This is a genomic window from Streptomyces sp. XY006, assembly GCF_002237655.1.
GTDB classification, from domain to species: Bacteria; Actinomycetota; Actinomycetes; order Streptomycetales; family Streptomycetaceae; genus Streptomyces; species Streptomyces levis.
The window spans coordinates 266,459-278,240 of sequence record NZ_NOKT01000003.1 but is presented as its reverse complement, the minus strand read 5'-3'; the positions used below and the strand labels follow the sequence as shown (position 1 = coordinate 278,240).

The 11,782-nt window shown below is 72.7% G+C and carries 9 protein-coding genes; 5 read left to right on the top strand and 4 right to left on the bottom strand.

Annotated elements, in window-relative coordinates:
* Positions 1–26: 26 nt before the first annotated feature.
* The gene (locus CHR28_RS05745; protein WP_094052358.1) at positions 27–1,493 is read right to left on the bottom strand and encodes a sodium:solute symporter; all 1,467 of its coding nucleotides are present in this window, start codon (positions 1,491–1,493) and stop codon (positions 27–29) included.
* Positions 1,494–1,634: 141 nt separating this feature from the next.
* On the opposite strand from CHR28_RS05745, the gene CHR28_RS05740 reads away from it, so the two are divergent.
* Both CHR28_RS05740 and CHR28_RS05735 read left to right on the top strand, forming a co-directional pair.
* Positions 1,635–3,113, top strand: a complete 1,479-nt coding sequence (locus CHR28_RS05740; protein ID WP_179272319.1) for a PucR family transcriptional regulator — start codon at positions 1,635–1,637, stop codon at positions 3,111–3,113.
* 145 nt (positions 3,114–3,258) lie between these two features.
* Entirely contained in the window at positions 3,259–4,047 is a 789-nt protein-coding gene (locus CHR28_RS05735) for a phosphatase (RefSeq protein ID WP_094052356.1), read from the top strand.
* A gap of 66 nt (positions 4,048–4,113) precedes the next feature.
* Here CHR28_RS05735 and CHR28_RS05730 read toward each other — a convergent pair whose 3' ends face one another.
* The 3 genes from CHR28_RS05730 to CHR28_RS05720 all read right to left on the bottom strand — a co-directional run bounded on the left by CHR28_RS05730 (position 4,114) and on the right by CHR28_RS05720 (position 7,196).
* Complete coding sequence (locus CHR28_RS05730) at positions 4,114–4,998, bottom strand: acyl-CoA thioesterase (RefSeq protein WP_094052355.1); 885 nt, start codon at positions 4,996–4,998, stop codon at positions 4,114–4,116.
* Positions 4,999–5,043: 45 nt separating this feature from the next.
* Positions 5,044–6,201 carry an acyl-CoA dehydrogenase family protein gene (locus CHR28_RS05725; RefSeq protein ID WP_094052354.1) on the bottom strand — a complete coding sequence of 386 codons (1,158 nt, stop codon included), beginning with the start codon at positions 6,199–6,201 and terminating at the stop codon, positions 5,044–5,046.
* 401 nt (positions 6,202–6,602) lie between these two features.
* Positions 6,603–7,196: an SACE_7040 family transcriptional regulator gene (locus CHR28_RS05720; protein WP_094052353.1), complete on the bottom strand. Its 594-nt coding sequence runs from the start codon at positions 7,194–7,196 to the stop codon at positions 6,603–6,605.
* Between the two features lie 86 nt (positions 7,197–7,282).
* On the opposite strand from CHR28_RS05720, the gene CHR28_RS05715 reads away from it, so the two are divergent.
* The 3 genes from CHR28_RS05715 to CHR28_RS05705 are packed head-to-tail and all read left to right on the top strand — an operon-like array spanning position 7,283 to position 11,777.
* Positions 7,283–8,899, top strand: a complete 1,617-nt coding sequence (locus tag CHR28_RS05715) for a carboxyl transferase domain-containing protein (RefSeq protein ID WP_094052352.1) — start codon at positions 7,283–7,285, stop codon at positions 8,897–8,899.
* A 14-nt stretch (positions 8,900–8,913) separates the two neighbouring features.
* Positions 8,914–10,830 carry an acetyl-CoA carboxylase biotin carboxylase subunit gene (locus CHR28_RS05710; RefSeq protein WP_094052351.1) on the top strand — a complete coding sequence of 639 codons (1,917 nt, stop codon included), beginning with the start codon at positions 8,914–8,916 and terminating at the stop codon, positions 10,828–10,830.
* On the top strand, positions 10,827–11,777 hold the full coding sequence (locus CHR28_RS05705; protein ID WP_094052350.1) for a hydroxymethylglutaryl-CoA lyase: 951 nt from the start codon (positions 10,827–10,829) through the stop codon (positions 11,775–11,777). The genes CHR28_RS05710 and CHR28_RS05705 overlap by 4 nt, the downstream gene beginning before the upstream one ends.
* Positions 11,778–11,782: the final 5 nt, after the last annotated feature.

Sequence of the window (11,782 nt, the reverse complement as noted above, 5' to 3'; positions counted from 1 at the left end):
GCGTATGTACTGCTTGCCCTATGACTCTACTGGGAAGCCGGGACCGGTTCGGACGCGAGTTCGGCCGGGCGTCCGGCGAGCCGCTCGCGCCAGGCGGCCAGCACGGCGGCGTCGGTGGCCGGGGTGGCCAGGGAGACGACCACGTACGCGGCGAGCGAGGCCAGCAGTCCGTAGTAGACGGGCTCGTTGGCGAGGATGCCGTGGGTCGCCATCAGCACGACGACCGCGACTCCGCCGACCACCACCGAGGCCAGGGCGCCGTACACCGTGCCGCGCTTCCACACCAGGCCGCCGAGGATCGGCACGAGCAGTCCGCCGACGAGGAGGTTGTAGGCGACGGTCAGGGCCTCCACGACGTTGTCGATCGCGATGGCCGTGCCGATCACCGCCAGACCCATGAGCAGGATGAAGGCCCGGTTGCCCTTCACCTCGTCACGGTCGCCGGCGGGCGTGTTCCCGCCGGTCCCGCGCAGCCGGGACCAGATGTCGTTGTTGGCGACGGTGGCGCAGGCGATCAGCGCGCCGGACGAGGTCGACATCACGGCGGCCAGCGCGGCGGCGAGCACCAACCCGCGTACACCCATGGGCAGTTCGTCCTTCACGATGGTCGCGAAGGCGTCGTCCGCGCTGCCGAGCTTCGGGTACAGCACCTTGGCGGCCGTGCCGATGACCGCGCCGGCGAGGGCGTAGGCGAGGCAGTAGGTGCCGGCGATGGTGCCGCCCCACTTGGCGGTGCGGTCGCTGCGGGCGGTGAAGACGCGCTGCCAGATGTCCTGCCCGATGAGCATGCCGAACGTGTAGATCAGCACGTACGTGAAGATCGTCTCGCCGCCGATGCCGAGCGGGTCGAAGTACTCGGTGGGCAGCTGCGCCTTCATCTCGGCGAACCCGCCGGCCTTGACGACGGCGATGGGCAGCAGGAGCAGCAGCACGCCGATGGTCTTGACGACGAACTGCACCATGTCGGTCAGCGTGATCGACCACATGCCGCCGAGGGTGGAGTACGCGACGACGATCGAGCCGCCGAGGACGATCGCCAGGGTGCGGTTGATGTCGAACAGGACGTCGAAGATGGTGGCGTAGGCGATGGTCGAGGTCACCGCGAGCATCAGGGTGTAGGCCCACATGACGAGCCCGGAGATGATCCCGGCCCGGCCGCCGCCGTAGCGCAGGTCGAGCATCTCGGAGACGGTGTAGACCTTCAGCCGGGCGATGCGGGCGGAGAAGAAGACGGACAGGGCGAGCAGGCCCAGGCCGATGGTGAAGACCATCCAGGCGCCGGAAAGGCCGTACTGGTAGCCGAGTCCGACACCGCCGATGGTGGAGGCGCCGCCGAGGACGATCGCCGCCATGGTGCCGGAGTACATGGCCGGGCCGAGGCGGCGGCCGGCCACGAGGAACTCGCTCTTGGACCGGGCGCGGCGCATGCCCCACCAGCCCATGGCCAGCATTCCGGCCAGGTAGACGACGATCACGAGGTAGTCGACGGCCATGGGGCCTCCTTCGCACGCGCTCGCTCGCCCGGGGACGAGGTGGACGAGGTGGACGAGCACTGACCCTAGGTGGCCGGAAAGCGACTGCGAAGTGTACGTTTCATCCATTCGAGGCGACCCCGGATGGAGGGAACGCACACCATGCCGGAGCCCGCCGTCCCACCCACCCCGCCGGTGGAGCTGCCCGCCCTGCTGGCCCGCGAGGAGCTGGCGCTGCGGCAGATCGCGGGACCGCCCGCCGCCGGCACCGTCGTCCACTGGGTGCACACCTCGGAGATGGCCGACCCGTACCCGTATCTGCTGGGCGGGGAGCTGCTGCTCACCGCCGGTGTGCACATCCCGGAGGCGGCGGGGTCCGGGACGTACTTCGACGACTACGTGTCCCGGATCGTCGCGGCGGGCGGCGCGGCCCTGGGCTTCGGGGTGGCGCCGGTGCACGACACGGTGCCGAGGGCGCTGGTCGAGGCCTGCGAGGCGCACGGCCTGCCGCTGCTGGAGGTGCCGCCGCAGACCACCTTCTCGGGTGTGGCCCGCGCGGTGTGGCAGCTGATGTCCCGGGCCCGGCTGTCCGAACTGCGCCGGGTGACCGAGGCCCAGCAGAGCCTCGCCTCGGCCGCGTCCCGCCCCGACCCGGTGCCGTCCGTGCTCCGGCAGCTCGCCCGGCGGCTGGGCGGGTGGGCGGTGCTCCACGGGCCGGAGGGAGCGGTGGTCGCGGACGGCGGACGGGAGCCGGGCGACGCGGCGCGCGAGGCCCTCGCCCGCCTGGCGGAGGTGGTCCGGCCGGCCGGGGACGAGGCCGGACGCCCCGTGCCCACCTCCGCCACGGACACCGTCGCCGGCACGCACCTGGCCTCCTACGCGCTCGGCGCCGGGCCCGGCTTCGTGCTCGGGGTCGCCGCCCCGCGGCGGGCGGCCGGGGACCACACCATCGCCTCCGTCGCCGCCGTGCTGCTGTCCCTCCTCACCGGGGAGCAGCAGAGCGGCACGGGCGCGGCCCGTTCCGCGGCGTTGGTACGGCTGCTGCTGGGCGCCGCCCCCGAGGACGTCGCCGGGCTGCTCGGCGGCGGGCGGTGGCTGGTCGTGCACGCCCGGCCGGAGCCGGACGACGCCCCCGACCCGGTCGCCGCCTCCGCCCTGGGGGCCGCGCTCGGCTCCGCCCTGGTCGACCCGGCGGGCGACGTCGTCCGCGTCCTGGTCCCGGCCGCCCGGGCACCCGCCCCGCTGCCCGGCTGGACCCTCGGCGTCAGCGCCGCCGTGGCCCCGTCCGACTGGCCCCTCGCGGACACCCAGGCCGCGCGCGCCCTGGCCCGGGCCCGCGCGACCCGGGCTCCGCTGGTGCGGCACGGTGCCCGCCCCGCCCTGGCCGACCTGGTGCCCGGCGAGGAGGCGGCTGCCCACGCCCGGGCCCTGCTCGCCCCCGTCGCGGCGCACCCGGCGCTCACCGAGACCCTGCGCGCCTGGCTCTCCCTGCACGGCAGCTGGGACCGCACGGCCGTCGCCCTGTCCGTGCACCGCAACACCGTCCGCCAGCGCATCGCCCGCTGCGCGCGGCTGCTGGAGTCGGACCTCGACGACCCGGACGTCCGCATGGAACTGTGGTTCGCGCTGCGGCACGTCTGAGTACGCGGTCCGAGGACATGATCCGAGTACGTGGTCCGAGGACATGATCTGAGTACGTGAGCGGGGTCCCGCTGAGTACGTGACGCACGTCCCAGCGCTCGATACGCCAGGGACGCCCCCGGACGGCTGCCTCACAATGGATGCCATGCCGATATCCGGGACACCCAGCCGCGCCGAACTCGTCGAGCACCTCGTCAGGACGCGCATCGCGGGCGACGTCGCCACCCCGCGCGAGAACAACCTCTCCCACTACCGCAAGCTGGCCAACGGCGACCGCCACTACTGGCTCGGCCTGGAACTCGGCGACCGCTGGACCGACGAGCAGGACGTCCTCGCGGTGATGGCGGAACGGGTGGGGGTGAACGACGACCCGGAGCACCGGTACGGCCAGGACACCATCGACCCGGAGCTGACCGTGGCCGGTCTGGAGCGGATGGCCGGGCGGCTGCGCAAGGCGGCGGACGGGCAGCAGCGCGTCCTGTTCGCCACCGGCCACCCCGGCGGCCTGCTCGACGTGCACCGCGCGACGGCGGCGGCCCTGCGCGCGGCCGGCTGCGAGATCGTCGTCATCCCGGACGGCCTGACGACGGAGGAGGGCTACGTCATGCAGTTCGCGGACGTGGCGGTCCTGGAGCACGGCGCCACCCTGTGGCACACCCACTCGGGCGAACCGATGAAGGCGATCCTGACGGCCCTGGAGCGCGAAGGCCGCCCCCTGCCCGACCTGGTCGTCGCCGACCACGGCTGGGCCGGCTACGCGGGGCAGCACGGCGTGGACTCGGTGGGCTACGCCGACTGCAACGACCCGGCCCTGTTCCTCGCCGAGGCGGAGGGCACCGTCCAGGTCACGGTGCCCCTGGACGACCACGTGGTCAGCCCCCGCCACTACGACCCGATGACGGCGTACCTGCTCGCGGAGGCGGGGCTCGGCTAGGGCCGGGCCCGGTGGGGACGAAGGCCGGGGCGGCGGGCCCGCCCGGTCGGTCCGGGTCGGTCCGGGTCAGTCCCGGGCGCGCGGGACGCGGACCACGCCCTCCTGGATCACCGTGATGGCCAGCCGCCCGTCCTGCGTGTAGATGCGCGCCTGCCCCAGTCCCCGGCCGCCGTACGCGGACGGGGACTCCTGGTCGTACAGCAGCCACTCGTCGGCGCGGAACGGCCGGTGGAACCACATCGCGTGGTCGAGGGAGGCCCCGACGACGTCCCCGACGGCCCAGCCGCCGCGCCCGTGCGCGAGCAGCACGGAGTCGAGCAGCGTCATGTCGGAGACGTAGGTGGCGAGGACGACGTGCCGCAGCGGGTCGTCGACCTCGCTGTCGAGCTTGCCGTTGGTGCGGAACCACACCTGCGAGTGCGGCTCGCGGGGCTCGCCGAACTTCCCGTAGGGCGGCTCGTCGACGTACCGCAGGTCGACGGCGGCCCGGGCCTCCAGGAAGCGTTCGACCACCTCGGGGTCGAGATGCCCGTAGCCGCGCAGCCGCTCCTCACCGGTGGGGAGCGTCGCGGGATCGGGCGCGGCGGGCATCGGCTCCTGGTGGTCCAGCCCGTCCTCGTGCACCTGGAACGACGCCGACAGGTGGAAGATCGGTTTGCCGTGCTGGACGGCGACGACCCGGCGCGTGGTGAAGGAACGGCCGTCGCGGATCCGGTCCACCGTGTAGACGATGGGCGCGCCGGGGTCCCCGGGGCGCAGGAAGTACGCGTGCAGGGAGTGCGCGGGCCGGTCCGCGGGGACGGTCCGCCCGGCGGCGACGAGCGCCTGGGCCGCGACCTGCCCGCCGAAGACCCGGGGGACGACGGCGGACCGGGACCGGCCGCGGAAGATGTCCTCCTCGATCTGCTCCAGGTCGAGCAGATCGAGGAGGTCCTGTAGTGCCTGGCTCATGAGGTAGTTGTACCGGCCAGTGATCGCGTGCCGGTGTCGGGGGCCTTACAGACCCATGTCCTTGGCGATGATCGTCTTCATGATCTCGCTGGTGCCGCCGTAGATGCGGTTGACGCGGTTGTCCGCGTACAGGCGGGCGATCGGGTACTCGTTCATGTAGCCGTAGCCGCCGTGCAGCTGCAGGCAGCGGTCGATGACGCGGTGGGCGACCTCGGTGCAGAACAGCTTCGCGGAGGCGGCCTCGGCGGGGGTCAGCTCACCGGCGTCCAGGGCCTCGGTGGCGCGGTCGGCGACGGCCTCGGCGGCGTCCACCTCGGCCTGGCAGGCGGCCAGTTCGAACTTGGTGTTCTGGAAGTGCGCGACCGGCTTGCCGAAGACGGTGCGCTCCTGCACGTACTGCTTGGCGAACCGGACGGCGGCCTTGGCCTGCGCGTAGGCGCCGAAGGCGATGCCCCAGCGCTCGGAGGCCAGGTTGTGGCCGAGGTAGTAGAAGCCCTTGTTCTCCTCGCCGAGGAGGTCCTCGACGGGCACCTTGACGTCGACGAACGCGAGCTCGGCGGTGTCGGAGGTCTTCAGGCCGAGCTTGTCGAGCTTGCGGCCGACGGAGTAGCCCTCGGACTTGGTGTCGACGGCGAACAGGGAGATGCCGTGGCGGCGGTCCTCGGCGGTGGGCGCGGAGGTGCGGGCGCAGACGATCACGCGGTCGGCGTGCACGCCGCCGGTGATGAAGGTCTTGGCGCCGTTGAGGACGTAGTGGGTGCCGTCCTCGCTCAGCTTGGCGGTGGACTTCATGCCCGCGAGGTCGGAACCGGTGCCCGGCTCCGTCATCGCGATGGCCCACATCTCCTCGCCGGAGACGAACTTCGGCAGGAACCGCTTCTTCTGCTCGTCCGTCGCCAGCATCTTGATGTAGGGCAGGGCGAGCAGCACGTGCACGCCGGAGCCGCCGAACTGGACACCGGCGCGAGCGGTCTCCTCGTACAGCACGGCCTCGAACTTGTGCGTCTCCAGGCCGGCGCCGCCGAACTCCTCCGGCACGTTGATGCCGAAGATGCCCAGCTCACCGAGCTTGTAGTAGAAGTCGCGGGGCGCCTGGCCCGCCGCGAACCACTCGTCGTACACGGGTACGACCTCGGCCTCGATGAAGGCGCGGATGGTCTCCCGGAACGCCTCGTGATCCTCGTTGAACACCGTACGGCGCACGCCGCCACCTCCACGACATCATGTCTAAGCGCTTGCTCAGCCAAAGATACCGGCGAGTATCAACCACCGTCCAGGGTGGGGGCGGGGTAACGCTCGTCACGGTGGGGGGTGAGGGGTGGGTGCTGCCGGTGGGGGCGCGCAGGAAAAGCGCCTTGGGGTGCAGGGCGAAGCCGGTGAGGGCGCGCAGGAAAAGCGCCTTGGGGTGCAGGGGCGAAGCCCCGCCGGGGTCCGGGGCAGAGCCCCGAGGCGAGGGCGGCTCTCATCCAACCGTGTCGGGTGGGCGGGTGGGCAAACTCCGGGGGTGCAGGGGCGAAGCCCCGCCGGGGTCCGGGGCGGAGCCCCGATGGCGAGACCGGCCTCGATCCCGACCGTGTCGGGCGGGTGGGTGGGCAAAGGCCCCCTCAGACCCCCACCGCCGCGAACGCCCCCCGGGCCATCCGGTGCAGCAACTCCGCCGTCGCCCCCCGCCCCGGCAACGCCCCACCCCTCCCCAGGTGCGGCGTCGAGTTCAGCAGCCCGAACACCGAGTGCACGGCGGACCGCGCCGCCGGCTCCCCCAACCCCGGGTACACCTCCCGCACCACCCCCACCCACAGCTCCACGTACTGCCGCTGCAGCTGCCGCACCATCTTCCGGTCACTGTCCCGGAGGCGGTCCAGCTCCCGGTCGTGCAGGGTGATCAGAGGCCGGTCATCGAGCGCGAAGTCGATATGCCCCTCGATCAGCGAGTCGAGCACCTGCTCCGCCCCACCCCCGTCAGCCTCCGCCAGCCTCCGCTTCGCCCCCGTCAGCAACTGCCCGCTGATCCCCACCAGCAGCTCCGCGAGCATCGCGTCCTTGCCCGCGAAGTGCCGGTACAGCCCGGGCCCGCTGATCCCGACCGCGGCGCCTATCTCGTCGACTCCGACCCCGTGGAAGCCCCGCTCGGCGAACAGCCGCGCGGCCTCCTTGAGGATCTGCTCACGGCGGGTGGGGGCGTCGGTTCTGGTGGCCATGAAATCAATTCTAGACAGGGAGGTTAGCGCTCGTTAACCTGGAGGAAATGCGTTAACGCTCATTAACAAGTGAGGGGACCCGCAGGATGCACGAGGCACCGGAGCTCACGAGCGCGGCGGACCCCGCGTCGGAGGCCTTTCGGGCCAACGACGAGGCGCACCGCACCCTCGTGGAGGAGCTGCGCGCCAAGCTGGCCGCAGCCGCCCGGGGCGGCGGCGAGAAGGCCCGCGCCCGCCACACCGCGCGCGGCAAGCTGCTCCCCCGCGACCGCGTCGACACCCTCCTCGACCCGGGCTCGCCCTTCCTGGAGCTCGCCCCGCTCGCGGCCGACGGGCTGTACGAGGGCCAGGCACCGGCCGCGGGAGTCATCGCCGGCATCGGCCGGGTCAGCGGCCGCGAGACCGTGATCGTCGCCAACGACGCCACGGTCAAGGGCGGCACGTACTACCCGATGACGGTCAAGAAGCACCTCCGCGCCCAGGAGGTCGCCCTCGACAACCGCCTGCCCTGTGTCTACCTGGTGGACTCGGGCGGCGCCTTCCTGCCCATGCAGGACGAGGTCTTCCCGGACCGGGACCACTTCGGCCGGATCTTCTACAACCAGGCCCGCATGTCCGGCGCCGGCATCCCCCAGATCGCCGCCGTCCTCGGCTCGTGCACGGCCGGCGGGGCGTACGTCCCGGCGATGAGCGACGAGGCGGTGATCGTCCGCAACCAGGGCACGATCTTCCTCGGCGGCCCGCCCCTGGTGAAGGCGGCCACGGGCGAGGTCGTCACGGCCGAGGAGCTCGGCGGCGGCGAGGTCCACTCCCGCGTCTCGGGCGTCACGGACCACCTCGCGGAGAACGACGCGCACGCCCTGCGCATCGTCCGCACGATCGTCTCCACGCTCCCCGCCCGTGGCCCCCTCCCCTGGGAGGTCACCGAGCCCGTCGAGCCCAAGGTCGACCCGCACGGCCTGTACGGCGCGGTCCCGGTCGACTCCCGCACCCCCTACGACGTGCGCGAGATCATCGCCCGGGTCGTCGACGGCTCCCGCTTCGCCGAGTTCAAGTCCGAGTTCGGCCAGACCCTGGTCACGGGCTTCGCCCGGATCCACGGCCACCCGGTGGGCATCGTCGCCAACAACGGCATCCTGTTCGCCGAGTCCGCCCAGAAGGGCGCCCACTTCATCGAGCTGTGCGACCAGCGCGGCATCCCGCTGGTCTTCCTGCAGAACATCTCGGGCTTCATGGTCGGCAAGGACTACGAGGCGGGCGGCATCGCCAAGCACGGCGCCAAGATGGTCACGGCCGTGGCCTGCACGCGCGTACCGAAGCTCACGGTCGTGGTCGGCGGCTCGTACGGCGCGGGCAACTACTCGATGTGCGGCCGGGCCTACTCCCCCCGCTTCCTGTGGATGTGGCCGAACGCCAAGATCTCGGTCATGGGCGGCGAGCAGGCCGCCTCGGTGCTCGCGACGGTCAAGCGCGACCAGCTGGAGGCCCGCGGCGAATCCTGGCCGGCGGAGGACGAGGACGCCTTCAAGGCCCCGATCCGCGCCCAGTACGAGCGCCAGGGCAGCGCCTACTACGCGACGGCCCGCCTCTGGGACGACGGTGTGATCGACCCGCTGGACACCCGTCAGGTCCTGGGCCTGGCCCTGACCGCCTGCGCCAACGCGCCCCTGGGTGACCCCCAGTTCGGCGTCTTCCGGATGTGAGGGGACGGACGACGATGTTCGAGACAGTGCTGGTGGCCAACCGGGGCGAGATCGCCGTACGCGTCATCCGGACGCTGCGGTCGATGGGCGTGCGCTCGGTGGCCGTCTTCTCCGACGCGGACGCCGACGCCCGGCACGTCCGCGAGGCGGACACGGCGGTGCGGATCGGCCCGGCCCCGGCGTCCGAGAGCTACCTGTCGGTGGAGCGCCTGCTGGAGGCCGCGGCCCGCACGGGCGCGCAGGCGGTCCACCCGGGCTACGGCTTCCTCGCCGAGAACGCCGGTTTCGCACGGGCCTGCGCCGAGGCCGGCCTGGTCTTCATCGGCCCCCCGGCGGACGCGATCGCGCTGATGGGCGACAAGATCCGCGCCAAGGAGACGGTCCGCGAGGCCGGGGTGCCGGTCGTGCCCGGCGGCCGGGACCCGGAGCTGGCCGAGGCGGCCCGCGAGCTGGGCGCGCCCGTGCTGCTCAAGCCCAGCGCGGGCGGCGGCGGCAAGGGCATGCGCCTGGTGCGGGACCTGACCCGCCTGGAGGAGGAGATCGCCTCGGCCCGCCGCGAGGCCCGGGCCTCCTTCGGCGACGACACGCTCCTCGTCGAGCGCTGGATCGACCGGCCCCGCCACATCGAGATCCAGGTCCTCGCCGACGGCCATGGCAACGTGGTCCATCTGGGCGAGCGCGAGTGCTCCCTGCAGCGCCGTCACCAGAAGATCATCGAGGAGGCACCCAGCGTGCTCCTCGACGAGGAGACGCGCGCGGCCATGGGCGAGGCGGCGGTCCAGGCGGCCCGCTCCTGCGGCTACCGGGGCGCGGGCACGGTGGAGTTCATCGTCCCGGGCACCGACCCGTCGTCGTACTACTTCATGGAGATGAACACCCGCCTCCAGGTCGAGCACCCGGTCACGGAGCTGATCACGGGCCTGGACCTGGTCGAGTGGCAGCTGCGGGTCGCGGCCGGGGAGCCCCTCGGCTTCACGCAGCAGGACGTACGGCTGACCGGCCACGCCGTGGAGGCCCGCATCTGCGCCGAGGACCCGGCCCGCGGCTTCCTCCCCTCCGGCGGCACGGTGCTGAGGCTGCGCGAGCCCCAGGGCGACGGCGTCCGCACCGACTCGGGCCTCACGGAGGGCACCGAGGTCGGCAGCCTCTACGACCCGATGCTCTCCAAGGTCATCGCGTACGGACCCGACCGCGCCACCGCCCTGCGCAAGCTGCGCGCGGCTCTGGCGGAGACGGTCACGCTCGGCGTGCAGACCAACGCCGGTTTCCTGCGCCGCCTGCTCGCCCACCCGGCGGTGGTCTCCGGGGACATGGACACCGGCCTGGTCGAGCGCGCGGTGGAGGACCTGGTCCCCACGGACGTCCCGGAGGAGGTCTACGAGGCGGCGGCGGCCGTACGCCTGGAGGCCCTGCAGCCCGAGCCGGGCGGCTGGACGGACCCCTTCTCGGTGCCGAGCGGCTGGCGCCTGGGCGGCGCCCGCAAGCCACCGGCGTTCCACCTGAAGGTCCAGGAACCGCTGGAGTACACCCCGCGCGGCACGGCCACGGTCTCCGACGACCGGGTCTCCGTCACGCTGGACGGCGTCCGGCACACGTTCCACCGCGCCGCGGACTGGCTCGGCCGCGACGGCGACGCCTGGCACGTCCGCGACCACGACCCGGTCGCCGCGTCGCTGACCCGGGCGGCGCACGCGGGCGCCGACTCCCTCACCGCGCCCATGCCGGGCACGGTGACCGTGGTCAAGGTCGCCGTCGGCGACGAGGTGAGCGCCGGGCAGAGCCTGCTGGTGGTGGAGGCGATGAAGATGGAGCACGTCATCTCCGCGCCGCACGCGGGCAAGGTCACCGAGCTGGACGTGGCGCCCGGCACCACGGTCGCCATGGACCAGGTCCTGGCGGTCATCGCACCCCACGAGGAGGCGGCGGAATGACAGCACCGGGACTCCCGATGACCGTGCCGGCGCGGGACCTGCCCGCCCGGGTGCGCATCCACGAGGTGGGCGCGCGCGACGGCCTGCAGAACGAGAAGGCGACGGTCCCCACGGAGATCAAGGCGGAGTTCATCCGCCGGCTGGCCGACGCGGGCCTGACGACGATCGAGGCGACGAGCTTCGTCCACCCCAAGTGGGTCCCCCAACTGGCGGACGCGGAGCAGCTGTTCCCGATGGTCGCCGGCCTGCCCGTCGCGCTCCCGGTCCTGGTCCCGAACGAGCGGGGCCTGGACCGCGCCCTGGCCCTGGGAGCGGGCAGGGTCGCGGTCTTCGCCAGCGCCACGGAGTCCTTCGCCAAGGCCAACCTCAACCGCACGGTGGACGAGGCCCTGGCGATGTTCGAGCCGGTGGTGAGCCGGGCGAAGGCGGCGTCGGTCCACGTCCGCGGCTACCTCTCCATGTGCTTCGGCGACCCCTGGGAGGGCCCGGTCCCGATCGCCCAGGTGGTGAGGGTCTGCCGGGCCCTGACGGACATGGGCTGCGACGAACTGAGCCTGGGCGACACGATCGGCGTGGCGACGCCGGGCCATGTGGTCGCACTCCTGGCGGCCCTGGACGAAGCGGGCATCCCGCCCGCCACGCTCGCGGTCCACTTCCACGACACCTACGGCCAGGCCCTGGCCAACACCTTGGCGGCACTCCAGCAGGGCGTCACGACGATCGACGCGTCCGCGGGCGGCCTCGGCGGTTGCCCGTACGCGAAGTCGGCGACGGGCAACCTCGCCACCGAAGACCTCGTGTGGATGCTGCGGGGCCTCGGCATCGACACCGGAATCGACCTCGGCCGCCTCGTCGCCACAAGCACGTGGATGGCCGCCCACCTGGGCCGACCCAGCCCGTCCCGCACCGTCCGAGCCCTGTCCCACGAGGACACCGAGGAGCAGTGACCACC